Below are 25,783 nucleotides of genomic sequence, written 5' to 3'. Positions count from 1 at the left end.
ATCCCCTCGGAGGTTCAGAGGTGTTCGGGTGCGGAGACGCCCAGCAGGGTCAGACCGTTCGCGAGCACCGTACCGGCGGCCTGGGCGACGGCCAGCCGGGCGCGGTGAACGGCCATGGGTTTCTGCTCTCCGGCGGGAAGCGGCGGACAACTGGCAAGGAAGCGGAGGACGGCGTCGGCGGTCACTTCCAGATGCCGCGCCAGCCGGTCGGGCGCCCGCAGCCGCGCAGCGGCTTCGAGGACCGCGGGGTAGGCGGCCAGTGCGGCGTGAAGGGACGTGTAGGGGACGGCGGCTCCGCCGTCGACGGGGCCCGTGGCGGCGCCGGCCCCGGTGCGGGCGACGACCGCTTGCTCCGCAGCGGCTTCATCGACGCCTGCGGGGAGTACGCCCAGGTCATGGGCGTTACGCAGCACTGCGCACGTACGAGCGTACGCGTACTGGACCAGGAACCGCGGATTGCCCTCCCGCTGCACCGGCCGCTCCGGAACCCGCACGTGATCATGCGCGGCGGGGTACAGCAGCACCCACCGCATCTCGTCCCGCCCGAGCCGCGCGAGCAGCTCTTCGGCGGTGACGTACCCCCCGGCCGTGTCCTTCACGGGGACGGGCCGCACGGCTTCCCCGCCGGGCCGGGCCCCCTCCCCCGCGGCTTCCATGATCGCCCGCAACGCGTCCGCGACAGCGGCAGCCCGGGGCCCGGGGGCCGGACGCAGGTCGACGGGCGGCGAGGTGAGGTCGGCGCCCGGGGAGGCGTTCTCGGGGAGTCGCCCGCGTCGGCCGTACGCGGTACCCGCCGCCAGCACTTCCCGGACGAGTGCGGCAGGGGCGTCGCCCCCCAGCGTGATGTTCAGGAATCCGGGCCCGGCGACATCCACCGCCGCGATCCCCGGCACACGGGCCAGCCGCTTGGCGACGACCCCCGCGACCTCTCGGGGCGGCGCACCCACATCCTTCGCCAGCCGCAGCGCGACATTCGTGGCGTAATCCCCACACCCGTCATGCGGCGGCGGAGCCACCTCCACCCGCTCGGGCAGAGCGCCCTCAGCCAGCACGAGCTCCCGCGCCTCGACAGCACCGCGCACGGAGCGCAGGACGGTGCGGGAGAGCTCAGCGGGAGTCACAGGACAAGCGTATGGGAGAAGGGGGGCGGGTATGCGAACGGGTTTCGCCCTTCGGACACCGCCGACCCGGACACCGGGCTTTCAGCAGCGCGACGAACTCCCCCTCACGCAGGGCGGCGGGTCCACCCGGACGCGAGGCGGGCCGGGCCCCACTCCCCTTCCCACTCCCGCTCCCCTTCCCGCTGCCCGCCGTGCCGGCCATGTCACCCCGTAGGCCGGGCGGCGGGCTCGGAATCCGGATCGGCATCGGCCGCCCCGTCCGCCGACCCGCCCCCGGGGCCGGAGCCATGGGCCCCGCTCAGCAACTGGCGCACGGTCCGTATCAGCTCGACCGGCTCGAACGGCTTGGCGAGGAACGCGTCCACCCCGAGCGCTTCCCCGCTGTCCACCTCCAGCTGCGTGCACGCGCTGATGATGGCGATCGGGAGCTTCCGGGTACGCGGATCGGCGCGCAGCCTCTCGGCAGTACGCAGTCCGTTCAGCCGCGGCATGACGACATCGAGCGTCACCACATCAGGACACACGTCGTGCACGATGTCGAGGCACTCGGCACCATCAGCCGCGGTCACGACCTCGAAGCCCTCCAGCTCGAGATTGACCCTGATCAACTGCCGGATGACCTTGTTGTCGTCGACAACAAGGACCCGGCCGGGCAAGCCAGGCACATATTGAGACTAAGCGCCTGCCACCTGCTGCGTCCGGGTTTTCCCCACTTCCGCCACGTGCGGGGGACCTTTCCCCGATCACCGCGGCCACCCCGCCCCCATGCGCTAGAGACCGACGTTCGACATCCTCCCGAAACCCGTTCATGACCACCCCGCCCGAGCTGGTAGTGTTCTACCCGTCGCAAGCGCACAGCGCCCGACACGCCCCCGTAGCTCAGGGGATAGAGCAACGGCCTCCGGAGCCGTGTGCGCAGGTTCGAATCCTGCCGGGGGCACAGAAGCCGGATCAGCGTGATGGCACCGCTGACCAGCCCAAGTGCCAAGTACGAAGGGCCGGACCCAGTCTCACTGGGTCCGGCTCTTCGTCGTTGTCGCGGGACGATCCCGGGGGCGGCCTTGGCGTCAGAGGGAGTTGGGCGGGGTGGGGGCCCGGTCCGATGTCGGCCATACGTACGGCAGGCCTCGGGGGACGTCTGGGAAGTGTGGGGTGTAGTGGACCGGGTCCTTGGTGAGTAGGGCTGATTGGTGGCTGCGGTGGAAGGCGGGGTCGCCCAGCCAGTTGGGGAGGTTGGCGGAGGACGCCAGTTGTTTGTACGTGCGGGGTGCTGTGGGGGCTTCGGGGAAGGTTGCGGTGTAGTCCTGGGTGAGGGTGCCGGCGCAGGTGTCCTGGCGGCCGGTTGCGGTCCAGGCTTGGCAGATTTCCAGGCCGTACCGGACGAGGGCCTCCTCGTAGCCCGTCCACATGCGGACCGCCGGGTGGTGGCGCCAGCCGTAGCCGGGGACGGTGAGGCCGCGCAGGACCTGGAGGGCCTCGACGCGCTGTTTGCCGAGGCGGCGGGCGTCGAGGACCGCGGCGGAGGCCGCGAAGTCCGGGTACGGGAGGAATGTCTGCATGGGGGATGCGTAACCGGTCGCTTGCGGGTGTAATCGGCCCCCGGCCGCGTCGGGCGGCGCGTCTTGTCAGGGTGGGGGCGGGGAAGTAGTTTCGCGGTCAACCGCGGTGACCGGGGGTAGCGGGAACGGGTGGTCGCGGCAGGTCACGGTTTCGTGTTCGGGTCGGAGATGCTGATGCTGCGTTCCGCCTTCCGTCGGTCCGGGGCGCCGGTACTCGTCGGCCGCAGCGGGGAGCTGCGTGCCCTGGTGGACGCGCTCGGGCAGGCGCCGTCCGTCGTACTCGTGGAGGGCGAGGCGGGGATCGGGAAGACCCGGTTGATCCGGGAGGCGCTGGCGCAGCCGGCGATGCGGGGGCGACAGGTTCTGCTCGGTACGTGTCATCCGTTGCGTGAGCCGTTTCCGTACGGGCCTGTCTTTGATCTGTTGCGGCAGTTGGACGGGCGGATGGGCGCCGTCGTCGGGCGGCTGAGTGCGGTGTGCGGGGCGCTGCGGCCGTATCTGCCGGAGCTGGCGGCGTCGCTGCCGCCCGCGCCGGAGCCCTTGCCGGATCACCGGGCGGGGCGGCACCGGCTGTTCCGGGCGGTGCGGGAGCTGCTGGCGGCGCTCGGGCCGGTGGTCGTGGTCGTGGAGGATCTGCACTGGGCGGATGACGGGACGCGGGACCTGGTGCGGTTTCTCGTGGACGATCCGCCGGGCGGGATGGCCACGGTGCTCAGTTACCGGCGGGAGGATCTGCCGGGTGGGACGCTGCCGTTGGGGCGGGCGTACCGGGAGCCGCCGGGGACCACGGCGGCTCTGCTGCGGCTGGGGCCGCTGGACGTGGCCGGTGTGCGGAGTCTGGCCGCCGCGATCGGCGGGGGCACGGAGGTGTCGGCCGCGTTCGCCGCCGGGCTGCACGAGCGGACGGCCGGTATCCCTCTCGTGCTGGAAGAGGTCCTGCGCGCGCTGGACGGGAACGGGTACGAGGGTGCGGCGGGGCGGCTCGGCAGCGGCACGGCGCGCGAGACGCTGGACGCGCTGGAGGTTCCCGCGCTGCTGCGGGACGCCATGGCGGAGCGGATGGGCGGGCTGTCCGGGGCCGCTGCCGCCGTGGTGCACGCCGTTGCCGTGCTGCGCGTTCCGGCCGGTGAGGAGCTGATCGCGGCGACGGCCACCCGGATGGCGGCGACGGCCGCCCGGACGACCGGGGAGGCCAGGGAAGCCGCGGAAGCCACGGAAGCCGGAGCGACCGGGGAAGCCGCGGATGCCGGGGAAGCCTCGGCGGCAGCGGGCGCCGGCGGGATCGGGGGCGGGAGGTGGGAAGCGTCGCGGGCCGGCGAGGCGGGTGACGGCAGGCGGGAAGCGCTGGGGGCCGGCGAGGTCGGGGACGGGATCCGGGAGGCGTTGCGGGCCGGGGTGCTCTACGACTGCGGGGGCGATCGGTACGGGTTCCGGCACACGCTCGCGCAGCAGGCGGTGTACGGCGGGCTGGCGGGGGTGGACCGGCGGCGGCTGCACGAGAGGGCCGTGGCCGCGCTCGCCGGGGCCGAGCCGCCGCCGTTGGTGCAGCTGGCGTACCACGCACGGCAGGCCGGTGACCTGGCCGCCTGGCTGCGGTACGGGGAGGCGGCGGCCGAGGCGGCGCGGGAGATGGGCGACACCGCGGTCGTCGTGGAGATCCTGGAGGGTCTGCTGTCCGACCAGCGGCTGGGGGCCGCCGAGCGCGGCCGGCTGGCGACGGAGCTGAGCCGCGTCGCCGTCATCGGGCTGTCGTTCCGCAGGGCGGCCCGGCTGCTCGAACGCGTCGTACGCGACCGCGGCCTGCCCGTCGCCGTACGCGGCGAGATCCGCCTCAACCTCGGACTGCTGCAGCACAACCAGGCCGGCGACTACGAGCAGGGGCGGGCCGACACCGAGACCGCCGTGGCCGAGCTGCGGGAGCGGCCGGCGCTGGCGGCCCGGGGCATGGCGGCCCTGGCGATGCCCAGCTGGGGCGAGCACCCGTACGCCGTGCATCAGCGGTGGGCGGAACGGGCCGAGGAGCTGGTCGCGGGTCAGGCGGTCGCCGGGCAGGCGGATCCCGCCCTGCGGATGGCGGTACGCGGCAACCACCTCGCGCTGCGGGCGAGCAAGGGCGAACCGGGCGTCTGGGCGGACGTCGAGGAGATGGTGCGCGCGGGCCGGACGACGGCCGAACGGCTCCAGGCCGCCCGGCTGTGCGGCAACGTCGCGGAGGCGGCCGCCTGGCTGGGCCACCACGACCGCGCCGAGCACTTCCGCCGTACCGGGACGCGGCTCGCTGCCGAGTGCGGCGCGCCGTTCCTGCAGGGCATCATCGACGGCACCGCGCTGCGGCTGGAGTGGCACGGCGGCCGGTGGCAGGGGCTGGACGACCGGGCGCGGCAGGTGCTCGACGTGGTGCAGGGGGTCTCCGGCATCTCCGCCGACGCGCATCTCGTACTGGGCTGGCTCGCCGTCGCCCGCGGCGAGTGGGAGGAGGCCGCGGCGGAACTGGGCGCCGCGGCGCTGGACGACCCGGCCAACGCGCCGGCGCCGATCCTGGCCGCCGCGTCCGGCGCGATGGTCCGGGTGCTCCTCGCGCGCGGCGAGCCGGCGGCGGCCTGCGCGGAGGCGGAGCGGGCGGTCGCCCGGGTACGCCGCAAGGGCATCTGGGCGTGGGGCGGCGACCTCGTCCCCATGGCGGTGACCGCCCTCGTACGGAGCGGGCGCGGCGGTGAGGCGGCGGCGCTGGGCGAGGAGTTCGCGGGGGCGGCCGCCGGGATCGACGCGCCGCTGGCGGCGGCCGCGGCGGAGGTGTGCCGGGGCGTGGTGGCGTGCGCGCGTGAGCGGTACGGGGAGGCGGTGGCCGCGTTCGGCCGGGCGCGGGACGGGTACGCCGCGCTGCCGCGGCCGTACTCCGAGGCCCGGGCCGCCGAGGCGGCGGCGCGCTGCCGGCTGGCGGCCGGGGACCGGGACGCGGCGGGCGCGGTCGCCGAACTCGCCGATGTCTTCGCGGGGCTGGGCGCCACGCGGGACGCGGCACGCTGCCGCCGGGTGCTGCGGGGCAACGGGGTGGTGACGCCGTCGCGGCGCGGCCGGCGCGGTTACGGGGACGAGCTGTCACCCCGGGAGCGCGAGGTGGCCCGGCTGGTGGCCCTGGGACACACCAACCGGGAGATCGCCGACGTGCTGTTCCTCTCGCCCCGCACGGTGGAGCAGCACGTGGCGAAGGTGCTGCGCAAGCTGGGCGTGACCTCGCGCGCGGGGGTGACGGGGGCGTCGGTCGGGGGGTGAGGGCGGCGCGGGCGCGCGGGAGTGGGGGGGAAGCCGCCCCCACTGCCTGCACGCCTACGGCCTCCGCTCCCCCGGACGCGCTCCCCATCGCGCGGACTCCCCCGTCGCGCTCCCCGGCCTCACTCCCCCGCCGGCAAGGAGATCCGCAGCGGGCCGCAGCCGAGGCGGTCGGCTTCCTCTGCCGCGTACTGGGGGAAGAGGGCGCGGATGAGGGCGGCGCGGTCGGCGTCGTCGGCGCGCATGAGGAACGTGACGTCGCCGATCGGGCAGGACGCCTGGAACAGGGCGAGGTCGGGCCGGAGGATGCCGTGGCCGTCCGACTCGGCCGCCTTGATCCGCTGGCCGCCGTCGTACGCCTGCCGGTCGTAGATGACGGCGAGGCGCGGGTCCTCGATGGTCATCAGCCGCAGGTCGGGGTGGTGGAAGGAGACGTTGCGGTCGCAGGTGCGGACGGGGCCCGTCCCCCGCGTCACCCTGGGCCGGTACGCGGAGAACCACCCCTTGCCGGGCGCCCGCAGCCCCTCGATGCCGCAGACGGCGTCGGACTTCTCGGCCAGGGGCTCGCCCGGCCGCGGGAGCCGGGACACCGGGTCGGCGAGCGTGCCCTCGCAGCCTCTGTCGGCCGTGTAGTGGTTGACCAGCTTGACCACCGTACGGGCGAGCCGGGCACGGTCGTCGGTCTCGACGGCGTCGTCGTACAGGGTGGGGCCGGTCGTCACGTCGACCACCACCGGACCGTTGCCGGTGCCCGACCGGCCGACGCAGCCGTCCGGTACGGCCAGCCAGGCGCGGGTGTCCGAGGCCATCCCCAGCATGCCGCCGCCCAGCGGGCTCAGCCGGGCCGACAGGAACTCGTCGGCCCACTGGTCGCCCGAGCCGCCGAACCGGTTGTCGAGCCGGTGGATCTGCACGGTGACCCGGTCGCCGTCGGCGGCGTGCAGGACGCACTGACCGGAGGGGCCGTCGCCCCCGATCGGGGAACCCTCGATCGGCGTGTCGACGCTGTCGATGTCCGTACTCCCGCCGAGGAGCCCTGCGACATCACTGCTGCCCAGCGCGCCCCAGCAGGAGCGCCCGCCGCCCGCGAACGGGCCCGCTTCCGCCTGCCAGGCCACGGCCGTGCCGCCGAGCAGCGCCCCGGCGACCGCGGCGGCCAGCGCGGGCCGCAGCCGGCCGCGCGTCAGCCGGCGCCAGTGCCACCAGCGCGTACGTGGTACGAAGGGGCCGGTGCCGAGCACGCCCACGCGGGCGCAGGAGTTCGCCTCCTTGGCCTCCGGGGCGCCGGACTTCGCCCCGGCCGCCTCCCGCGTACCCCCGGCGGTCCTCTGCGTACCGGACTCGCCCTCATGGGAACCGGCGTACGCTTCATCCGTCCCGGTCATCGGCCGGTCCCCCCGTTCTCGGTGTCGGTGGTCGGTGCGACCGGTGCACATCCCAGGCGTTGCGTCGCGGCGTTGGCGAAGGCCTCGAAGTAGCGGGTGGTCGTCGCCTTGCCGAGGTCGGACGTGTCCGGGGTGCGCAGCAGGAAGGTCGTGGACCGGCCCGCGCAGTCCGCCCGCAGCACCTGCTGGTGCGCGCCGAGCACGCCCGTACCGCGCCAGCCGCGTGCCGGTGGCGCGTCGCCGACCGCGCCGTCGAAGAGCGCGTCGAGCCGCGGCCCGGAGACCATCAGGGCGTCCAGGACGGGCTTGCCGTCGAGCCCGGAGGTCCGTACGGAGCAGGACTGGAGCTCCGGGGTGACCGCCCCGACCTGGTACTCCATGCGGTCCGCCGCGCCCTCGCCGAACTCCATGCCCCGGATACGGCACGCGCGCGTCGTGAAGACACGCTCCGTGTCCTCGGCCAGGGTGAGCACCGGCGAGGTGACGCGCAGCGGACGGTCGGGCGCGCAACCGGCCGCCGCCATACCGCGGTTGGCCGCCGCGACGGTCAGTGCGGCGACCGAGTGGGTACCGCCGAGCCCGGGGCTGGTGCCCATGGACCCGTTGGCCGAGGTCAGCTTGGCGTCGGAGTCCAGGGTGACCACGGTCGGCCGGCCGTCGCGGGTGTCGCACCGCTTCGGCAGGACGAGCAGTGCCTGGTCGCCGTCGACGGCGCCGGGGAGCCCGTCGGGCAGCGGCACGGCGCGGTCGCCGAGGTGCCCCACGAGCCACTTCATGCGGTCGGCCGCGGCCTCCGGGGCCGGCCCGTACCGGACCGTGATCTCGATCTTCTCCGTTCCGTAGGTCTCCTCGGAACGGAGCGCCACCGTGCAGCTGCCGCGCGGCCGTTGGCGGGTGGGCGCGGTCTCCTCGGCCTTCCGTTTCCCCCCGTCGTCGAGCGCCGCGTCCGCCAGGAACTCGGGCCCGCTCCCCGCTTCCCAGGCGCCCCAGCAGTACCGTGCCCGGTCCTCCGCGAACGGCCAACTGCCCGTCGCCCACGTACCGAACCCGGCCCCCACCAGCACCACCAGCGCGGCCGCCGCCGCCTTGGCACGGCGCCCCCGCCACCACTCCCCTGTCACTCCAGCCCCCCGTTGTCGTGAGCGGTGATCCTATCCAGCGGAGCGGAGGGGCGGGGGTGCGGCCATGGGACGGACCTCAGGCGTCCGTGCGGATCACCACCACCAGCGTGCGGGGCCCGTGTACGCCCTCGACCCTCTCCAGTTCGATGTCGGAGGTGGCGGAGGGGCCGCTGATGAGGGTGGTGGGGCGGGTCGGGTGGAGGCGGGCCACGGTCTCGGGGACGCCGGCCTCGACCGACGAGGCGTCGACGACGCAGACGTGGAGGTCGGGGACGAGGGTGAGGGCGCGGCGGCCCTGGTCGGGCGATGCGTCGAGGAAGATGGTGCCGGTCTCCGCGCAGGTGACGGCGGAGGCGGTCACCACCCCGTCCAGCGCGTCGAGTTCGGGCGCGGAGGTGGCGGCGGAGTCGTGCCGTACCTCGCCGTCGTACGCCGTGAGCCAGGACGGGTCGAGGCCGGGCGGTACGCCGATGGTCCGGGCCCCGTGGTCGCGCAGTACGGCGGCGATCACCTCGGCGGTGTCCGCGGCCGGGCAGCTGTGCACCTCGGCCTTGTAGTCGACCAGGCGGTCGGTGAGCAGTTCCAGGAGCTCGTCGGTGGGGAGGGTGCGGCCGGTGCGGTAGTCGCGTGGGATCGTCACCTCGGGAGCGGGCGCGAGGGCCGACGCGTCCCGGATGCGGCCGAGCACCGTGTCGCGGGCGCCGGTGGGTGTGGTCACTGTTCCTCCTCCGCGGGACCGGTGCCTTCGGTACGGGCCCGCGCCCCTTCCTCTGCCGCGGTTCGCATCGCGTCCGTGCCCGCCTCCGACGCCAGCCATGACCGGAAGGTCTCCTTCGGCGGGGCCGGGGTGTCGCGGGTGTCGCTCCAGCCGTTGAAGGGCGGCGGGAGGCGGGTGATCCGACCGTCGCGGCCCGCCAGGGCACGGCCCAGGCCCGAAGCCTTCTGCGCCGACCGGTACACCCCCGGCCTGCCCATCACGGCGGCCGCGGCCTTCATGGCGAGCTTCTCGGCCGTCGGGCCGGCGGCCTCGGTGTGCTGGTGGCGGAGTTCGACGAGGAGGGACGGGATGTCGATCTTGACCGGGCAGGCGTCGTAGCAGGCGCCGCAGAGCGTGGAGGCGTACGGGAGGGAGCTGTTGGGGTCGTTCTTGGCGGCGTCCATGCCGGCGAGCTGCGGGGTGAGGACGGCGCCGATGGGGCCGGGGTAGGTCGAGCCGTACGCGTGGCCGCCGGCCCGCTCGTACACAGGGCAGACGTTCAGGCAGGCCGAGCAGCGGATGCAGTTGAGGGCCTGGCGGCCGACCTTGTCGGCGAGGGCCGCGGTACGTCCGTTGTCGAGGAGGACCAGGTGGAAGTTCTGCGGGCCGTCGCCCGGTGTCACGCCCGTCCACATCGACGTGTACGGGTTCATCCGCTCGCCGGTGGAGGAGCGCGGCAGCAGCTGGAGGAAGACCTCCAGGTCGGCGTAGCGCGGGAGCACCTTCTCGATGCCCATGACGGTGATGAGCGTGTCGGGGAGGGTGAGGCACATGCGGCCGTTGCCCTCGGACTCCACGACCGAGAGGGTGCCGGTCTCGGCGATGCCGAAGTTGGCGCCGGAGACGGCGACCTTGGTGGTCAGGAACTTCTCGCGGAGGTAGGCGCGGGCCGCGGCGGCGAGGTGCGCCGGGACGGAGTCCAGGTCCGGGTCCACGCCGGGGATGCGGTCGCGGAAGATCTCGCGGATCTCGTCGCGGTTGCGGTGGATGGCGGGGACGAGGATGTGGGACGGCTTGTCGTCGGCGAGCTGGACGATCAGCTCGGCGAGGTCGGTCTCGTGCGCCGTGATGCCCTGGTCCGCGAGGTGCTCGTTGAGGCCGATCTCCTGGGTTGCCATCGACTTGACCTTGATGACCTCGTTGGAGCCGGTCTCCTGGACGAGGCGGGTGACGATCGCGTTGGCCTCGACGCCGTCGCGTGCCCAGTGGACGGTGCCGCCGTGCTCGGTGACCTTCGCCTCCAGCTGTTCCAGCAGCTCGGGGAGGCGGTTCATGGTGTCGGTCTTGATCGCGGAGCCGGCGTCGCGCAGCGCCTCCCAGTCGGGGAGTTCGCCGGTGACGGCCAGCCGCTTGGCGCGGATGGTGTGGGTGGCCCTGCCGAGGTTGCGGCGCAGCTGGTCGTTGCGGAGCTCGTCGCGGGCGGCCCGGGGGAACTTCCGGTCGCCGCGGAGATTACCGGTGCCGTACGGCGAGCGGGGCGGGACGGTGGGCATGCCCAGGTAGGCGGTGGTGCTCATCGGGCGGCCTCCAGCGGGGTGCCGGACGCCTCGTGGGTGCCGGGGTCCGGCAGGGCGTACGGCCGGGTACGGGTGGACGCGAGGATCTGCGCCAGGTGGAGGGTGCGGGTACCGGACTCGATGCGGGAGAGGCCGCCGCCGATGTGCATCAGACAGGACGAGTCGCCGGCCGTGCAGACCTCGGCTCCGGTGCCGGTGACATGGCGCGTCTTGTCGGCGAGCATCGCGGCGGAGGTCTCGGCGTTCTTGACCGCGAAGGTGCCGCCGAAGCCGCAGCAGGCATCGGCCTCCGGCAGCTCGACGAGGTCGATGGCCTCGACGGCGCGCAGCAGGCGCAGCGGCTTCTCGCCGACCCGCAGCATGCGGAGCGAGTGGCAGGTGGGGTGGTACGTCACCCGGTGCGGGAAGTACGCGCCGACGTCGGTCGTGCCCGCCACGTCGACCAGGAACTCCGACAGCTCGTACGTCTTGTTCTGCACTGCCGCGACGCCGGCGCGCAGGGCCTCGTCCCCGTACCGCTCGGCGACGATCTCGTGCTGGTGGCGTACGGAACCGGCGCAGGAGCCGGAGGGCATGACGACCGCCTCGATCGAGGGGTCGCCGAACTGCTCGGCGAAGCCGCGTACCAGCGGGACCGGCTCGCGCTGGTAGCCGGTGTTGACGTGCATCTGGCCGCAGCAGGTCTGGCCCGGCGGGAAGACCACGTCGTGGCCGAGGCGGGCGAGCAGGACGGCGGTGGCTTTCACCGCGTCGGGGAAGAGCGTGTCTCCCAGACAGGTGGCGAAGAGTCCGACGCGCATGGGACCTCCGAGGGGGATGACCGTGAGCCGTCGGCGCCGTCAGGGACCGCGTCGTACGACCTCTTTATGGTCGGACCATACTAGAGATGGGTGAGCGTGGGGAGTGCCGGGTGAGGTGAAGCGGGCGAGACGGAGGGAAGGGTCGCGCGGGCGCGCGACCCCGGCGGCGGTCAGTCCGCCGGGCCGTCGTCCACCAGCGTGCCGTGGAACCCCCGGATGTGCCGTTCGGCCAGGTCGGCGGCGCCGTCGCCGTCGCCGGCCCGCACCAGGCGGAGCAGTTCGGTGTGCTCGGCGTTGAGTGCGGCAGCGGGCGCCGGCCAGTCCTCGGCCGCCTCCAGGGCGCGCAGGATCAGCGGGCGGACGGACTCCCGGACGGCGGAGGTGAGGGTGGAGGTGAGCGCGTTGCCGGAGCTGTGGGCGATCTGGACGTGGAACCGGGTGTCCAGGTCGTTGAACTCCGCCACGCTCACCTCCGGCGACGCCATCCGCGCGACGAGTTCCGCCGCCTCGTCGAGATCCGCGGCGGCGGCGTGCTCGGCGGCCGCGTGGAAGCTGGAGCGTTCCAGGGTGACGCGGGCCTCCAGGACGTCCTCCAGGCAGTAGCTGCCGAGAGCGAAGTGGAGGCGGAGCAACCGGCCGAGCGCGTCGTCGGGGTTCCGGACGATCCGGGCGCCCGCGTCGGGACCGCGGCCGGCCTGGGCGACCAGGACGCCGATGGTCTCCAGGACGCGGAGCGCCTCGCGGAGCGCGGAGCGGCTGACGCCCAGCACCGGGGCCAGCTCACGCTCGGGCGGCAGCCGGTCACCGGCCTTCAGCTCGCCGGCCAGCACCCGCTCCTCGATGCTTTCGAGAACGAGCTCGTGCGTACGGGACTGCCGTACGGGTCGCCATTCGACAGCCATCCGTCACTCCCTGGTCGGCCCGGCACTGCGTCCTGATCGGCCGGCGCTCTCACCGAAAAACTATGTCACACGGCAGGTCAAGCCGTGATTGCGGTCGGATCTGACGCTTTCGTTCCCCCTGTGGTTCCCCCTCTGCGCATCCCCCTTTTGGTGCCGCCCACACGCCGGCACCGGCGCCCCGGCCGGTGCCCCGCGCACTCAGCCGTGCAGGCGTACCGGCAGCGATTCCACTCCGTAGACGATGGACAGCTTGCGGAATGCCAGTTCCTGTTCCGGAACGGCGAGCCGCATGTTCGGGAATCTGCGGACAAGTGCCGGATACGCGGCGCGGAGTTCCATCCGGGCCAGCTCGGCGCCGACGCAGCGGTGGATTCCGTAACCGAATGCGAGGTGCGAGGGGACCTTGCGGTCCGGATCGAAGCGTTCCATGTCCGGGCCGAGCTTTCCGTCCCGGTCCGCGCCGCTGAGCGAGCACAGCACGACGTCACCCTGGGCCATGCGGACGCCGCCGATTTCGACCTCCTCCCGGGCGAACCGGGGAAAGGCGACCTGTACGACGGTGAGATAGCGGAGCAATTCCTCGACATAGCGGTCGGCGGCGTCGTCGCCGTCCTTCAGTGCCGCGAAGTGGTCGGGGTCGCGCAGCAGGACGAGGGCGCCGAGCGCGAGCATGCTCGCGGTGGTCTCGAAGCCGCCGGTGAGCACGCCGTCGGCGAGTCCGGCCAGCTCATCGTCGGTGACGGTGTCGCCGTGGTCGCGGACGATCTGGCCGAGCAGGCCGTCACCGGGATTCTTGCGCTCCTTCTTGACGATCTCCTGGAAATAGGCGAGCGATTCCGATATGGCACCGAAGGAGGCGTTCGCGCCGCCGAAGAGGTCGAAGCGGGCCGCGCTCAGCCGCTCGAAGTCGGCGCGGTCCTCGTAAGGAACTCCCAGCAGCTCACAGATGACGAGGGAGGGAATGGGCAGGGCAAAGGTGTGGACGATGTCGACAGGCTCACCCGAGCGCCCGAGGCGCTCCATTTCCGCCAGCCGGTCCTCGACGATCTCGTGGATGCGGGGCGTGAGCCGGTTGAGCCGGCGCATGGTGAATTCGGGGGTGAGCAGCCGGCGCAGCCGGGTGTGGTCCGGCGGGTCGGCGAATCCCAGGCCACCGGGGTTCTTCCCGGCGTCGGCGCCGGCATTGCCGACGAGGTTGGTGTAATCGCTGCTGAAGGCCTTCGCCTTGCCCAGCACCTCCTTGACCTCGTCATAGCCGGTGACCAGCCACACATTGGAGGCGAGTGGCACGGGAAGGATGCTCACCGGCGACTTCTGCCGTACTTCCGACAAGTCGGCCACCGGGTCAAGGCCGTGGCGACGCAGCGGCATGAGGGTGGACTCGGGCAAGAAGGGCATTCGAGACAGATCGAAGCCCTTTTTCTGAGTCCGCGCGAGATATCTGCGGGCCAGCCAAGCGGTGACGCCCGAGCGGATTTTGGTCATGCCCGCAATACTGCCTGGCCGATACCCGTGCTGACCAAGCGACCTGGCAGCGAAGTGATAACAAGATGAACGTCTGTTACGCCCGGTGCGCCCCGTCAGCCGCCCTTTGCACCCTCTTGCCCCCACCACCCCGTACACCGGCGGCACAGGGGCCTGATCATGATCGTCCTCGGTGGCATCCGCCCCGCCGCTTGCTACTTTGCCTGACATGACCGCGACCACGGCCCCGACGGCGGACGCCCCTCCCCCAGGAATCCGGCTGCCCAGGCGCCGCGGCGTCGAACTGCTGCTGCTCGCCGGCGCCGTCCTGATCAGCGTCTACGGTTACGTCGAAGTCGGCCTCGCGCGGCACGGCACCGTCCCGGCCGGCGCCGCGAGCTACGGCGCGGGGCTGGCCGTACTGGCACTGCTCGGCCATCTCGCCGTACGGTTCCGGGCGCCGTACGCCGATCCGCTGCTGCTGCCGATCGCGGTCCTGCTCAACGGCCTCGGCCTGGTCCTGATCTTCCGGCTCGACCAGGAGACCCCGAAGGACCAGGCGGCGCCCACCCAGCTGATCTGGTCCGCGCTCGGCGTGGCGCTGTTCATCGGCGTACTGGCGCTGCTGCGCGACTACCGGGTGCTCCAGCGGTACGCCTACCTCAGCGTCGCCGCCGCGCTCGTCCTGATGGTCGTGCCGATCCTCTTCCCCGCGGTCAACGGCGCGAAGATCTGGATCCGGTTCGCCGGGTTCTCCATCCAGCCCGGCGAGTTCGCGAAGATCCTGCTCAGCGTCTTCTTCGCGGCCTACCTCGCGGCGAACCGGCACGCGCTGGCGTACACCGGCCGCCGGCTGTGGCGGATGCAGCTCCCCACAGGGCGGGTGCTCGGCCCCATCGTGGCGATCTGGCTGATCAGCGTGGCCGTACTGGTGCTGGAACGGGACCTGGGCACCTCTCTCCTCTTCTTCGGCGTCTTCGTCGTCCTGCTGTACGCGGCCACCGGGCGCACCGGCTGGATCGCCGTCGGGCTGCTGCTCGCCGCGGTCGGCGCGGCCGCCGTGGGCAGCGTCGAGCCGCACGTGCACAGCCGTGTCGCGGACTGGCTGCACCCCTTCGCGAGCATCGAGCGGGGCGAGGGCGCGAGCCAGCTCGCCCTGTCGCTGTTCGCCTTCGGCGCGGGCGGCATGCTCGGCACCGGCCTGGGCCAGGGCCACTCCGCGCTCATCGGCTTCGCCATGAAGTCGGACTTCATCCTGGCCACGGCGGGCGAGGAGCTGGGGTACACCGGCCTCACCGCGCTCTTCCTCCTCTACACACTGCTGGTCGCGCGCGGTTACCGGGCGGGCCTGGCGATCCGCGAACCCTTCGGCCGGCTGCTCGCGGTCGGCCTGTCCTCGCTCCTCGCCATCCAGGTGTTCGTGATCGCGGGCGGGGTGATGGGGCTGATCCCGCTCACCGGGATGGCGATGCCGTTCCTGGCCCAGGGCGGCTCCTCCGTCGTCACCAACTGGATCATGATCGCGCTGCTCGTCCGCATCAGCGACCGGGCGCGGCGGCCCCGGCCGGTCCGCGCGGACACCGGAGTGATCGCGCGGGTGGTGGTGCCGGAGGCGGGGGCCGACGGGGACGCCGGCCCGCCCGGCGACGGACACGATCCGGGCGAGGGCACCGGCGACGGCGACGGCCCCGGGCCGGCCGGCGGACGGCGCCGGGGGCGGGCCGACGGGCAGCCCGGCAGTCGGCGCCGTCGCAGAGCCCGGAACACCCGCCGGAACGGCAACGGCAACGGCCGCCGGAACGGAGGCGCCAGGTGACCCCGGTGACCTCTCCCCTGCGCAGGATCGGTGGCGACCGGTGACCCCAAAGACTTCCCCCCTCAGCCGGATCGGAGACGGCCGATGATCCGCCACATCCGCCGGACCTCGGCGTTCTGTCTCCTCCTCCTGGTCCTGCTGCTCCTGAACGCCGCCCGTGTGCAGCTCCTCAACTCCGAGGAGTACGCCCACAACCCCGCCAACCGCCGGGCCGACCTCCAGCGGTACGACCAGCCACGGGGTTCCATCGTGGTCGGCGACCGGCCCGTGACCGGCTCCCGGGACAGCGGCGGCTCCCTGCGGTACGCCCGTACGTACACCCAGGGCCCGCTGTACGCGCCGGTCACCGGGTACGCCTCGCAGGTCTACGGCACCTCTCTCCTGGAGAACGCCGAGGACGGCATCCTCTCCGGCACCGACGCCCGGCTCGCGCCCGTCCCGCTGTGGACCGCCGTCACCCGCGAACAGCAGCCGGCCGGTGACGTGGTCACCACCATCGTCCCGGCGCTGCAGCGGGCCGCGTACCAGGGCCTGGGCGGCAAGAAGGGCGCCGTGGCCGCCGTGGAGCCGGCGACCGGGAAGATCCTCGCGCTGGTCAGCACGCCCTCGTACGACCCGGGCCGGCTGTCCGGCAGCGGCTCCGCCACCACCGGCGCCTGGACCCGGCTCAACGCGGCCGCCGACCGGCCGATGCTCAACCGGGCGCTGCGCCAGACCTATCCGCCCGGCTCGACGTTCAAGGTCGTCACCGCGGCGGCCGCGCTCGACCACGGCATCGTGGAGGACCCGGACGCCGACACGGACACCCCGAGCCCGTTCACGCTGCCCGGCACCTCCACCCGGCTCACCAACGAGGCGGGCGGCTGCGAGGACGCCTCGCTCCAGCACGCCTTCGAGGTCTCCTGCAACACCGTCTTCGCGCGCCTGGGCGTGGACGTCGGGCTGGACGGAATGGCGGACACGGCCGAGAAGTTCGGCTTCAACGACGACGGGCTGATGATCCCGTCCCGGGTCGCCGAGAGCACCTTCGACACCGACATGAACGACGCGCAGCTCGCGCTCTCCTCCATCGGCCAGTACAACACCGCCGCCACCCCGCTCCAGATGGCGATGGTCGCCGCCGCGGTCGCCAACGACGGTGACCTGCGGCGCCCGTTCCTGGTGGACCGGCTGACCGACGCGCGGGGGAACACCCTCGCCCACACCCGTTCGCGCCGCCTGCACCGCGCGATGAGCGAGGACACCGCACGCCGGCTCCGCGCGCTGATGACCGACGTGGTCACCAAGGGCACCGGTACGAAGGCGGCCATCCCCGGCGCGACCGTCGGCGGCAAGACCGGCACCGCCCAGCACGGCGTCGGCAACTCCGGCACGCCGTACGCCTGGTTCGTCTCCTGGGCGCAGGCGGACGGCGCGGAGGTTCCCGCCGTCGCGGTGGCCGTCGTGGTCGAGGACGCGTCGGCGAACCGCGCCGACATCAGCGGCGGCGGCAGCGCGGCCCCGATCGCCCGGCAGGTCATGCGCGCGGCGCTCGACCAGTGACTCCGGGCTCCGCACACGCCGCCCCGCCGCGCGCCCCGGTCCGCCGTACCCCAGGGGACAATGCCCCCATGACTGACACGGGATTGCTGACACTGTCCGAGGTGGAGGCGCTGGCGCGGCGCGCGCACGAGGGGCAGACGGACAAGGCCGGGCGCCCGTACGCGGAGCATCTGGCCGCGGTGGCGGCGGGAGTGCGGCAGCGGGGCGGGAGCGCCGAGCAGATCGCGGCGGCGTGGCTGCACGACTCGGTGGAGGACGACGCGCTGTCGGCGGAATGGCTGGCGGAGGCGGCGCTGACGCAGGCCACGAAGGACATGATCCTGGCCGTCACGAAGCGGGCGGGCGAGCCGCCTGAGGAGTACGCGGCCCGGATCCTGGCCACGCCCGGCGCGCTGCTGGTCAAGGAGGCCGACCTCGCGCACAACGCGAATCCGGACCGGCTGGCCGCCCTGGACCCGGCGACCCGGGACCGGCTGACGGCGAAGTACGCGCGGATGCGGGGACTGCTGGGGCTGGGCGAAGGCTGACGTACCGGTCCGGCCGTCCATCGGCCGGACACCTCCGCATAAACATGCCCAATGCAGCTAACCTGCCGCGCATGAGCGCATCGGACGACACCCAGGCGCGTGTGATCGCCGCCCTTTCGGGGGCGAGCGTCCGCCGCATCACCACCGGCCAGGTCATCCTCGACGGCATCGACTGGTCCGTACGCAACGGCGAGCACTGGGCGCTGCTCGGCGCGAACGGCGCCGGGAAGACCACCATCCTCCGCCTGGTCGGGGCGCTGATGTTCCCCACCACCGGCACCGTCGAGGTGCTCGGGCACCGGCTCGGCACGGTCGACGTACGGGAGCTGCGGGCCGCGATCGGCCTGGTCTCCAGCGCGCAGAAGGTGCCGCAGGACCTTCCCGGGCACACGGTCGTCCTCACCGGCGCCAGCGGCACCGTGCAGCCGCTGTGGAAGCAGTACGACGACGCCGTGCGGGAGCGCGCCCACGCGCTGCTGACCGAGCTGGACTGCAAGGATCTGGCGGACCGGCCGTACGGGGTGTGCTCGGGCGGGCAGCGGGCCCGGCTGCTCATCGCCCGCGCTCTGATGGCCGACCCCTCGCTGCTGCTGCTCGACGAGCCGTTCAACGCGCTCGACCTGCCGTCCCGCGAGGACCTGATCGACACCATGCACCAACTGGCCCTGAACCGGCCGGAGCTGGCGACGATCACCGTGACCCACCACCTGGAGGAGCTGTCGCCGGCCATCAGCCACGCGGTACTGCTCCGCGAGGGCCGCGTCCAGGCGAAGGGGCCGGTCGAGGAGGTGCTGACCGGGGACGGGATGACGGCGTGCTTCGGCCGCCCGATCGAGGTCACCCGCCACGAGGGCCGCTGGCTGGCCCGCTCGGGACGCCGCTGAATACGTTGCGGACGGCCCGCTGACCGTGCCCGCACCCCGTCGCCAGGGTGCGGGCACGGTCACGTCATCCCCGGCAACGCCGCAGCCCGCGCCCTTACCCCTACTCGCCCAGGTCAACATCGCCCGACTCAAGGCTTCGCTGGACTCCCCCGAACTCAAGGCGTTCGTCGACGGGCTGGACCCGGTGAACGCGCTCGCCGAGGCCGCCGAGGGCTTCCTGTGGCGGCTGAAGTCGGAGGGCGGGAACGCCACCGACATCACCGCTTTCGGCGACGAGTGGCTGATCGTGAACATGTCGGTGTGGCGGGACCTGCCCGCGCCCACCACCTTCATGTACACCGGGCTGCACCGGGAGTTCCCGGCGCGGCGCCGCGAACGGTTCGAGAAGACCGACGAGGCGATGACCGCGCTGTGGTGGGTCGCGCCGGGCCACGAGCCGACCGTCGCGGAGGCCGAGGAGCGCCTGCTGCACCTGCGGGAGCACGGCCCGCCCCCGCACGCCTTCAGCCTCCGTACGACGTTCCGGCCTCCGGGGCAGCACGCACTACGCCGTCGCCCGCCGCTCCCTGAACAGCGCGTACCCGGTCGCCGCCGCGCCCGCGCCCTCCCACAGGCCCACACCCAGGAAACCCGCCGGCACCGCGCCGCCGATCACGACACCCGTGAAGACGGCGCAGGTCAACAGGCGGAAAGGCACGGTCCAGCGGAAGAAGGCCCGCCAGTCGGCCGCGGCGGCGAGCAGGTAGTACGCGCCCATGTTGAACGAGGCCATCGAGGACGCGGTGAGGAAGGCGCGGGTGTGGTCGGCGGGGGCGCGTACGGCCGGGTCGGCGAAGCCGAGCGAGGCGAGCAGCGCGCCGGGCGCGAGCAGCCCGACCGCGCCCATCACCAGGGCGCAGGCGCCGAAGACGGCCATCGTCCAGCCGGACGCCGACCGCGGCAGGCCGGGCCGCCGGGGTCTGCCGGACACTACGCGGCGCCGCCGCGGCTGATCGCCTCGGCCACCTCGGCGGTGCGGGCCGCCTCCTCGGCCGCGAACCGTTCCGCGTCCAGCTTCTCGGCCACCTCCTCGTCCTGGGCCATCAGCAGGTCCAGGTTGGAGTCGCCGAGGTCGAAGACGCCCATGTCGAGGTAGGTCTGCTGGAGCCGCTTGCCCCACAGGCCGATGTCCTTCACGCACGGGACGATGCGGCTGAAGAGCAGCTTCCGGAAGAGGTGCAGAAACTCGGACTGCTCGGTGAACTCCTCGGCCTCCGCCTTGGGTATGCCCCAGTTCTCCAGCACTTCGAGGCCGCGCAGCCGGTCGCGCATCAGGTAGCAGCCCTCGATGACGAAGTCCTCGCGCTCGCGCAGCTCGGCCTCGGTGAGCTGCTTGTAGTAGTCGCGCAGCGCCATCCGCCCGAAGGCGACGTGACGGGCCTCGTCCTGCATGACGTAGGCGAGTATCTGCTTCGGGAGCGGCTTGTTCGTCGTGTCGCGGATCATGCCGAAGGCGGCCAGCGCCAGGCCCTCGATGAGGACCTGCATGCCGAGGTAGGGCATGTCCCAGCGGGAGTCCTTGAGGGTGTCGTTCAGCAGCGACTGCAGGTTGTCGTTGATCGGGTAGAGCATCCCGATCTTCTCCTGGAGGAAGCGGCTGTAGATCTCGGCGTGCCGCGCCTCGTCCATGGTCTGGGTCGCCGAGTAGAACTTCGCGTCCAGGTCCGGCACCGACTCGACGATCCGCGCCGCGCAGACCATCGCCCCCTGCTCACCGTGGAGGAACTGGCTGAACTGCCAGGAGGTGTAGTGCTGCCGCAGCTCCCCGCGCTCCTTCTGCGACATCCGGTCCCAGTACTTCGTGCCGTACAGGGACATGGACTCGTCGGGCGTGCCGAGCGGGTCGTGCGGATCGACCTCCAGGTCCCAGTCGATCCGCAGGTCCGCGTCCCACTGCTTGTCCTTGCCCTTCTTGTACAGGGCGAGGAGGCGGTCGCGGCCGTCGTCGTACTCCCAGGTGAAGCGGGCCGCGCCGGTCGCGGGCACCTGCCACAGCGACTCGCCCGGGCCGGTGACGTAGAGGTCATGCGTGGACATGGGGAGCCTCCTCGGGTCCGAACGCCGCGGCGCGTCCGGTAGTTGGCAGGCTCACACGCACCTTACCGACGGGTCAATAAGTCGCGCGCGGGGGATTGACGCCCTTACTGACGCGCAGTCTCATAAAACGTGACCGCCGGTAACCCCACGAGCGAGGTACCCACAGCCATGACGACAGCTCCCGACATCAGTACGGCGGAGACCGGGATCCTGCGGGACGCACTCGGACTGCTCAAGGACCGCGAGCAGGTCGCCGAGCGCCTGCTGGACTCCTCCGCGAAGCACTCGTTCGACCCGGACACCGAGCTGGACTGGGACGCGCCGATGGAGGAGGGGAAGTGGTTCTGGCCTCCGGAGCTGGTCTCCCTCTACGACACCCCGCTGTGGCATCGCATGCCCGAAGAGCAGCGCATCGAACTCTCCAAGCACGAGGCGGCGTCCCTGGCGTCCCTCGGGATCTGGTTCGAGATCATCCTGATGCAGCTGCTCACCCGGCACATCTACGACAAGTCACCGACCAGCTCGCACGTCCGCTACGCGCTCACCGAGATAGCCGACGAGTGCCGGCACTCCAACATGTTCGCCAGGCTGATAAGCCGCAGCGGGGCGCCCGTCTACCCCGTCTCGAAGACCCACCACAACCTCGGCCGGCTCTTCAAGACGGTCTCCACCACGCCCGGTTCGTTCACCGCGACCCTCCTCGGCGAGGAGATCCTGGACTGGATGCAGCGGCTCACCTTCCCCGACGAGCGCATCCAGCCGCTGGTCCGCGGCGTGACCCGGATCCACGTCGTGGAGGAGGCGCGGCACGTCCGGTACGCCCGTGAGGAACTGCGCCGCCAGATGACCACCGCGCCCCGATGGAGCTGCGAGTTCACCCGGCTCACCTCCGGCGAGTTCGCCCGCGTCTTCTCGCAGGCGTTCATCAATCCGATGGTCTACACGAACGTCGGGCTGAACCGCGCGGAAGCCGTCGCCCAGGTGAAGGCCAGCGGCCACCGGCGCGAGGTCATGCAGACCGGCGCCAAGCGGCTGACCGACTTCCTGGACGAGATCGGCGTCCTGCGCGGCCCCGGCCGCAAGCTCTGGCAGAGCTCCGGCCTGCTGGCCTGAGGAGGCGACGGAGACCAACCACCCCCGGCCGGCGGCGAACGGGACGGTTACGCTGCTGTTCATGAACGGCAGCGGCACCGCCCCAACAGTCCCCCGCCCCGCCTACCGGCGGCTGAGCGTGGCGGAGCGGCGTGCCCAGCTGCTGACGGCGGCGCTCGGCCTCTTCGCGCAACGGGCGCCGGAGGACGTGTCGTTGGACGATGTGGCGAACGCCGCCGAGGTCTCCCGGCCGCTGGTCTACCGGTACTTCCCAGGCGGCAAGCAGCAGTTGTACGAGGCCGCGCTGCGCAGCGCGGCCGACGACCTCGAAGGCTGCTTCGCCGAGGCGGAGACCGGCCCGCTGACCCAGCGGCTGGGCCGCGCCCTGGACCGCTACCTCGCCTTCGTCGACCAGCACGACGCCGGGTTCAGCGCCCTGCTCCAGGGCGGCAGCGTGGTGGAGACGGCCCGTACCGACGCCATCGTCGACGAGGTGCGGCGCACCGCCGCCGAGCAGATCCTGCACCACCTCGGCGCGCCCGAGCCGGGCCCCCGGCTGCGGATGATGGTCCGTACATGGCTCACCGCCGTCGAGGCCGCCTCGCTGATCTGGGTGGACGAGGAGAAGCAGCCGCCGCTGGACGAGCTGCGCGACTGGCTGGTCGACCACTTCGTGGCGCTGATCGTCGTGACCTCGGCGACGGACGAGGAGACCGCGCGGATCGCGGCCGTCGCGCTGGCGGCCGAGACCCGCGAGGGCCCGGTCGGCACCCTCGTACGGCGGCTGGCACCGGCCTTCGGGGACGCCGCCCACCTGCTCTGAGCCCAGTGCCCGGCTGCCGGGCGCGGCCCTGATGTGACACTGACCGCGTGAGAAGCGAGAACACGCCCTTCGTCGGCGGCCCCCTGGACGGCCGGGTGCTGCCGGTCCTGGTCGGCGCGACCGGCCGGCCGCCCGCCCGGTACGAGATCCCGGTCCCGGGCACGGACGGCGCGCCGGACACGGTGCACGTCTACCGGCGCGAGCCGGGACCCGCCGGACGGCTGGGGCTGCCGCGCGGCTGGGTGTACACGTACGCGGCGGATGCGCGGCCGGGTGAGGGGCGGCCCAAGTGGCCGTGGTCGCGGAGACATTGACGGAACTTCCGGCGGCCGCCGGGCGTTCTTCCCTCGCACGACGGCGGCTGATCGGGTGACGCCCGTCCCCCGGTTCGCCCGCTCCCTGAGCGGGCAGGTGTGCCGCGTGGCACCATCCGAACCAGTCGGATGGTCGGTCCAGAGCGGAGGTGCAGGGTGCGGGGACGGTTCCGGCGGTCGGTGGGGACGGTGGCTCTGCTGGGCGCTGCCGCCGCGGCACTGCCCGCGGCTCCCGGGTACGCGGCGGCGCGGCCCGCCGCGCCGCCCGACATCCCCGTCAGCGAGCTGCTGACCCGGCTGCAGAAGCTGTACCAGCAGACGGAGGCGGCCAGCGAGGCGTACAACGCCACCGAAGAGGACCTCAAGGCGCAGGCGAAGCGGTCCGAGAAGCTGGACGGTCGGCTGAAGGACGCCCGCGCCGACCTGGCGCAGGGCCGCGCGGACGCCGGCCGGCTGGCGCGCGAGCAGTACACCGGCTCCGGACCCGGCGGCCTCTCCCCGTACGTGCAGTTCCTGCTCTCCAGGGACCCCGAGCAGGCGCTGGACCGCGGCCATCTGCTCAAGGAGGCGGCGGGTCACCAGGCCGACACCGTCACCCGGCTCGCCGGCAGCGCCAAGAAGGCCGACCAGCTGGCGACCGACGCGAAGAAGGCGCTGGACAAGAAGAAGTCCCTGGCCAAGAAGCAGAAGAAGCAGAAGGCGCAGGTCGAGAGCCGGCTGCGCGAGGTGGAGGCCATGCTCTCCTCCCTCTCCCCGGAGCAGCTGGCGGAGCTGAGCCGGCTGGAGCGGGCCGACATGAAGGACGCACAGCGGGCGTTCCTCGGCTCCGGCAAGCTCGGCGGCCCGCAGGCCCCGTCGAAGGGCGGACAGCGGGCCATGGCGTACGCCCTGACACAGGTCGGCAAGCCGTACGTCTGGGGCGCCGAGGGCCCGGACTCCTTCGACTGCTCCGGGCTGACCAGCCAGGCCTGGGCGCACGCCGGGAAGCCCATCCCCCGCACGAGCCAGGAGCAGTGGAAGCAGCTGCCGCACGTCAGCCTGCGCGAGCTCCGCCCCGGCGACCTGGTGATCTACTTCCCGGGCGCGACGCACGTGGCGATGTACATCGGCGACGGCATGGTCGTCCAGGCCCCGCGCCCCAACGCCCAGGTCAAGATCTCCCCGATCGCCGCCAACCCCCTCCTCGGCGCCGTCCGCCCCGACGAAAACGCCCCGAGCCTGAAGGACTACACCCCGCCCGAGCTCCCGGACGGCGCCACGGACGGCGACGACACCGGGTACGGCAACTCTTCCGCGCCCGGGAACTGACGGTCCGCACACGACAGCGGGGCGGCTCCCCCCGAGGAAGCCGCCCCGTCCTTGCGAGACCGTCGCGTCAGGACGTCAGCGACGCCAGGTATGCGTTCGTCTTCTCCGGCTCAGAGAAACCACTTCACGGCGCTACAGGTCTGCCACCTGCGATTTATCGCCGATTCGAGGCTGAGCGGGGACCCGTGGGCCGTCCGTGGGCCGTGGGGCCGATCGTTGGGCCTCGCTGTAGACGGTCGCGATCGCCTTCCGCGTACGCTCCTGGCTGCTCGGCATGAGGTGCGCGTAGATCCGAAGAGTCAGCGCTGCGTTGCTGTGCCCAAGGTACTCACTCACGGCCTTGATGTTCTCCCCTCCGTCCAGAAGCGCCGACGCGTAGAAGTGCCGCAGCGCGTGCATGCCGTGCTCGCGAGCCGCGGCGTAGCCGTCCTCCTTCGTCTCGGGTTCAGCAATGACGCCGGCCGCGACGAGAGCGGGCTTCCACGCATGCTCGTTCAAGGTCGTGCGCCACACGTGGTTGCCGCCGGGCGCCACGAAGATGAGCTGCTTGGTCACCTTCTCCCCTTCGGGCGCCTTCCAGGGAAGCGTGATCTCGACGGGTGGGAACTGCTTCATGTGGGCCCTGAGCGCATCGGCCACCGGCCCAGGGAGCGGAACGTCCCGCGTCTTGCCGCCCTTCGGCAGCGCGAACACGGGCTTGCTCCTGCTGAGTTTGAGCTGCTGGACCACGTGCAGCGTGTCGCTGTCGAAGTCCAGCGCGTCGACAGCGATTCCCAGGATCTCGCCCTGCCGCATGCCGCAGCCTGCGCCAAGGTCGACCATGGGGCGGTACCGCTCAGGCATCGCGGCCTGGACGGCGAACACGCGCTCAGCGGACCACGGCATCACGCGCTTGGGGTCAAGCGCCGGCGGCTTCACAGAACGAGCGGAGACCGGGTTGCGGTTGAGGTAACCGTCATCGACGGCAGCACTCAAGGCAGCGCGGACGTTCGCGTAGATGGCCCGGCCGTAGGAACCGGGCACGCTCGCTTCGAGCGCTGCCACCCACTCACGGATGTGCTCGGGCTTGAACGATCCGAGTGGGCGCGAGCCGATATACGGGAAGGCGTGCCGCTTGAGCTGAGAGTTCATGGACTCGATGGTGTTCGGGTCGGCCCCGAGCGTCTGGAGCCACTTCTCGGTGTACTGCTGGAACGTCGTCTTGGCCGCGCGTGGGTCGATGTACTGACCGCTCGACATGTCCGCAGCGGTCTTCGTCAGCCACTTTTCCGCGAGGCGCTTCTGACCGTCGGGAAAGCTCTTCGACTTCTCGGTACCGTCTGGGCCGATATAGCGCGCGCGGTACCGCTGGCCGGTGCCGTACCGGTTCGTCCTGACGCGATCAGTCGTGCCGTCGGCAGACTTCTCCGTCTTGAACCAGCGGTCTTGGATGTGGCCTGCCATGCGGTGGCGGTCCTCTCTCGACAAGCAGCAGGGAGAGCCGCTGACCGCGGCTCTCCCTGGGG

General features: G+C 72.5%; 22 protein-coding genes, 1 tRNA gene and 1 pseudogene. 11 read left to right on the top strand and 13 right to left on the bottom strand.

The features are described from left to right. Positions 1-14: 14 nt before the first annotated feature. The gene (gene nrtL, locus ACIGQF_RS16045) at positions 15-1,121 is read right to left on the bottom strand and encodes an ArgS-related anticodon-binding protein NrtL (protein WP_399710373.1); all 1,107 of its coding nucleotides are present in this window, start codon (positions 1,119-1,121) and stop codon (positions 15-17) included. A gap of 203 nt (positions 1,122-1,324) precedes the next feature. Next, entirely contained in the window at positions 1,325-1,786 is a 462-nt protein-coding gene (locus ACIGQF_RS16040; RefSeq protein WP_399710371.1) for a response regulator, read from the bottom strand. Between the two features lie 203 nt (positions 1,787-1,989). Here ACIGQF_RS16040 and ACIGQF_RS16035 point away from each other — a divergent pair. Continuing rightward, positions 1,990-2,061: transfer RNA gene (locus tag ACIGQF_RS16035), tRNA-Arg, on the top strand. Positions 2,062-2,188: 127 nt separating this feature from the next. On the opposite strand, the gene ACIGQF_RS16030 is transcribed toward ACIGQF_RS16035, so the two are convergent. Further along, on the bottom strand, positions 2,189-2,680 hold the full coding sequence (locus ACIGQF_RS16030) for an MSMEG_6728 family protein (protein ID WP_399710369.1): 492 nt from the start codon (positions 2,678-2,680) through the stop codon (positions 2,189-2,191). Between the two features lie 174 nt (positions 2,681-2,854). Here ACIGQF_RS16030 and ACIGQF_RS16025 point away from each other — a divergent pair, with 174 nt between their 5' ends. Beyond that, entirely contained in the window at positions 2,855-5,953 is a 3,099-nt protein-coding gene (locus ACIGQF_RS16025) for an ATP-binding protein (RefSeq protein WP_399710367.1), read from the top strand. Positions 5,954-6,072: 119 nt separating this feature from the next. Here the strand turns inward: ACIGQF_RS16025 and ACIGQF_RS16020 are convergent, their stop codons facing one another. The 7 genes from ACIGQF_RS16020 to ACIGQF_RS15990 all read right to left on the bottom strand — a co-directional run bounded on the left by ACIGQF_RS16020 (position 6,073) and on the right by ACIGQF_RS15990 (position 13,917). Beyond that, entirely contained in the window at positions 6,073-7,335 is a 1,263-nt protein-coding gene (locus tag ACIGQF_RS16020; RefSeq protein ID WP_399710365.1) for a hypothetical protein, read from the bottom strand. After that, the gene (locus tag ACIGQF_RS16015) at positions 7,332-8,456 is read right to left on the bottom strand and encodes a hypothetical protein (protein ID WP_399710363.1); all 1,125 of its coding nucleotides are present in this window, start codon (positions 8,454-8,456) and stop codon (positions 7,332-7,334) included. Before ACIGQF_RS16015 ends, ACIGQF_RS16020 begins: the two co-directional genes overlap by 4 nt. Positions 8,457-8,532: 76 nt before the next feature. Further along, positions 8,533-9,174 (bottom strand): lactate utilization protein C, encoded by a 642-nt coding sequence (locus ACIGQF_RS16010; protein WP_399710361.1) that lies wholly within the window; start codon positions 9,172-9,174, stop codon positions 8,533-8,535. Next, positions 9,171-10,730, bottom strand: coding sequence for a LutB/LldF family L-lactate oxidation iron-sulfur protein (locus ACIGQF_RS16005; RefSeq protein ID WP_399710359.1), 1,560 nt, complete (start codon positions 10,728-10,730; stop codon positions 9,171-9,173). The genes ACIGQF_RS16010 and ACIGQF_RS16005 overlap by 4 nt, the downstream gene beginning before the upstream one ends. Beyond that, positions 10,727-11,530, bottom strand: coding sequence for a (Fe-S)-binding protein (locus ACIGQF_RS16000; RefSeq protein WP_399710357.1), 804 nt, complete (start codon positions 11,528-11,530; stop codon positions 10,727-10,729). The genes ACIGQF_RS16005 and ACIGQF_RS16000 overlap by 4 nt, the downstream gene beginning before the upstream one ends. Positions 11,531-11,700: 170 nt before the next feature. Then, positions 11,701-12,432, bottom strand: a complete 732-nt coding sequence (locus ACIGQF_RS15995) for a FadR/GntR family transcriptional regulator (RefSeq protein WP_399710356.1) — start codon at positions 12,430-12,432, stop codon at positions 11,701-11,703. A 198-nt stretch (positions 12,433-12,630) separates the two neighbouring features. Next, positions 12,631-13,917: a cytochrome P450 gene (locus tag ACIGQF_RS15990; protein ID WP_399710354.1), complete on the bottom strand. Its 1,287-nt coding sequence runs from the start codon at positions 13,915-13,917 to the stop codon at positions 12,631-12,633. A gap of 208 nt (positions 13,918-14,125) precedes the next feature. Between ACIGQF_RS15990 and ACIGQF_RS15985 the strand changes: the two genes are divergently transcribed. From ACIGQF_RS15985 to ACIGQF_RS15965, 5 genes and pseudogenes are all read left to right on the top strand, one after another. After that, positions 14,126-15,712, top strand: coding sequence for an FtsW/RodA/SpoVE family cell cycle protein (locus tag ACIGQF_RS15985; protein WP_399710352.1), 1,587 nt, complete (start codon positions 14,126-14,128; stop codon positions 15,710-15,712). A gap of 84 nt (positions 15,713-15,796) precedes the next feature. After that, complete coding sequence (locus ACIGQF_RS15980; RefSeq protein WP_399710350.1) at positions 15,797-17,254, top strand: penicillin-binding transpeptidase domain-containing protein; 1,458 nt, start codon at positions 15,797-15,799, stop codon at positions 17,252-17,254. A gap of 68 nt (positions 17,255-17,322) precedes the next feature. After that, positions 17,323-17,781, top strand: coding sequence for an HD domain-containing protein (locus tag ACIGQF_RS15975; RefSeq protein WP_399710348.1), 459 nt, complete (start codon positions 17,323-17,325; stop codon positions 17,779-17,781). Between the two features lie 71 nt (positions 17,782-17,852). Beyond that, positions 17,853-18,665, top strand: coding sequence for an ABC transporter ATP-binding protein (locus ACIGQF_RS15970; RefSeq protein ID WP_399710346.1), 813 nt, complete (start codon positions 17,853-17,855; stop codon positions 18,663-18,665). Positions 18,666-18,783: 118 nt separating this feature from the next. Then, positions 18,784-19,200, top strand: a pseudogene (locus ACIGQF_RS15965) (DUF3291 domain-containing protein); the annotation flags it as partial. Positions 19,201-19,209: 9 nt separating this feature from the next. Here the strand turns inward: ACIGQF_RS15965 and ACIGQF_RS15960 are convergent. After that, positions 19,210-19,581, bottom strand: a complete 372-nt coding sequence (locus tag ACIGQF_RS15960) for a hypothetical protein (protein WP_399710959.1) — start codon at positions 19,579-19,581, stop codon at positions 19,210-19,212. Between the two features lie 53 nt (positions 19,582-19,634). Next, positions 19,635-20,741, bottom strand: coding sequence for a ferritin-like domain-containing protein (locus ACIGQF_RS15955; RefSeq protein WP_399710344.1), 1,107 nt, complete (start codon positions 20,739-20,741; stop codon positions 19,635-19,637). Positions 20,742-20,909: 168 nt separating this feature from the next. Here ACIGQF_RS15955 and ACIGQF_RS15950 point away from each other — a divergent pair, with 168 nt between their 5' ends. The 4 genes from ACIGQF_RS15950 to ACIGQF_RS15935 all read left to right on the top strand — a co-directional run bounded on the left by ACIGQF_RS15950 (position 20,910) and on the right by ACIGQF_RS15935 (position 24,278). Then, positions 20,910-21,854 (top strand): diiron oxygenase, encoded by a 945-nt coding sequence (locus tag ACIGQF_RS15950; RefSeq protein ID WP_399710342.1) that lies wholly within the window; start codon positions 20,910-20,912, stop codon positions 21,852-21,854. 61 nt (positions 21,855-21,915) lie between these two features. Beyond that, positions 21,916-22,656: a TetR/AcrR family transcriptional regulator gene (locus ACIGQF_RS15945; protein WP_399710340.1), complete on the top strand. Its 741-nt coding sequence runs from the start codon at positions 21,916-21,918 to the stop codon at positions 22,654-22,656. 47 nt (positions 22,657-22,703) lie between these two features. Further along, complete coding sequence (locus ACIGQF_RS15940) at positions 22,704-22,970, top strand: hypothetical protein (RefSeq protein WP_361555548.1); 267 nt, start codon at positions 22,704-22,706, stop codon at positions 22,968-22,970. 129 nt (positions 22,971-23,099) lie between these two features. After that, the gene (locus tag ACIGQF_RS15935; RefSeq protein WP_399710337.1) at positions 23,100-24,278 is read left to right on the top strand and encodes a C40 family peptidase; all 1,179 of its coding nucleotides are present in this window, start codon (positions 23,100-23,102) and stop codon (positions 24,276-24,278) included. 132 nt (positions 24,279-24,410) lie between these two features. Here the strand turns inward: ACIGQF_RS15935 and ACIGQF_RS15930 are convergent, their stop codons facing one another. After that, a complete protein-coding gene (locus tag ACIGQF_RS15930; RefSeq protein ID WP_399710335.1) occupies positions 24,411-25,721 on the bottom strand; it encodes a tyrosine-type recombinase/integrase in 1,311 nt (436 codons plus the stop codon). Positions 25,722-25,783 lie beyond the last annotated feature (62 nt).

Source organism: Streptomyces sp. NPDC053560, assembly GCF_044544605.1.
Classification (GTDB): domain Bacteria; phylum Actinomycetota; class Actinomycetes; order Streptomycetales; family Streptomycetaceae; genus Streptomyces.
Note: the sequence above shows the minus strand (reverse complement) of the source record. Positions and strands in the feature narration are given on the sequence as shown.

Bases quoted from the DNA above. Each gene is read 5' to 3' on its own strand.
- ACIGQF_RS16000 (WP_399710357.1), bottom strand. From the start codon at position 11,530: ATGCGCGTCGGACTCTTCGCCACCTGTCTGGGAGACACGCTCTTCCCC.
- ACIGQF_RS15990 (WP_399710354.1), bottom strand. From the start codon at position 13,917: ATGACCAAAATCCGCTCGGGCGTCACCGCTTGGCTGGCCCGCAGATAT.
- ACIGQF_RS15945 (WP_399710340.1), top strand. From the start codon at position 21,916: ATGAACGGCAGCGGCACCGCCCCAACAGTCCCCCGCCCCGCCTACCGG.
- ACIGQF_RS15930 (WP_399710335.1), bottom strand. From the start codon at position 25,721: ATGGCAGGCCACATCCAAGACCGCTGGTTCAAGACGGAGAAGTCTGCC.
- ACIGQF_RS15980 (WP_399710350.1), top strand. From the start codon at position 15,797: ATGATCCGCCACATCCGCCGGACCTCGGCGTTCTGTCTCCTCCTCCTG.
- ACIGQF_RS15960 (WP_399710959.1), bottom strand. From the start codon at position 19,581: ATGGCCGTCTTCGGCGCCTGCGCCCTGGTGATGGGCGCGGTCGGGCTG.
- ACIGQF_RS15970 (WP_399710346.1), top strand. From the start codon at position 17,853: ATGAGCGCATCGGACGACACCCAGGCGCGTGTGATCGCCGCCCTTTCG.
- ACIGQF_RS15975 (WP_399710348.1), top strand. From the start codon at position 17,323: ATGACTGACACGGGATTGCTGACACTGTCCGAGGTGGAGGCGCTGGCG.
- ACIGQF_RS15950 (WP_399710342.1), top strand. From the start codon at position 20,910: ATGACGACAGCTCCCGACATCAGTACGGCGGAGACCGGGATCCTGCGG.
- ACIGQF_RS15955 (WP_399710344.1), bottom strand. From the start codon at position 20,741: ATGTCCACGCATGACCTCTACGTCACCGGCCCGGGCGAGTCGCTGTGG.
- ACIGQF_RS16020 (WP_399710365.1), bottom strand. From the start codon at position 7,335: ATGACCGGGACGGATGAAGCGTACGCCGGTTCCCATGAGGGCGAGTCC.
- ACIGQF_RS15935 (WP_399710337.1), top strand. From the start codon at position 23,100: ATGGTCGGTCCAGAGCGGAGGTGCAGGGTGCGGGGACGGTTCCGGCGG.
- ACIGQF_RS16005 (WP_399710359.1), bottom strand. From the start codon at position 10,730: ATGAGCACCACCGCCTACCTGGGCATGCCCACCGTCCCGCCCCGCTCG.
- ACIGQF_RS15985 (WP_399710352.1), top strand. From the start codon at position 14,126: ATGACCGCGACCACGGCCCCGACGGCGGACGCCCCTCCCCCAGGAATC.
- ACIGQF_RS15995 (WP_399710356.1), bottom strand. From the start codon at position 12,432: ATGGCTGTCGAATGGCGACCCGTACGGCAGTCCCGTACGCACGAGCTC.
- ACIGQF_RS16030 (WP_399710369.1), bottom strand. From the start codon at position 2,680: ATGCAGACATTCCTCCCGTACCCGGACTTCGCGGCCTCCGCCGCGGTC.
- ACIGQF_RS16025 (WP_399710367.1), top strand. From the start codon at position 2,855: ATGCTGCGTTCCGCCTTCCGTCGGTCCGGGGCGCCGGTACTCGTCGGC.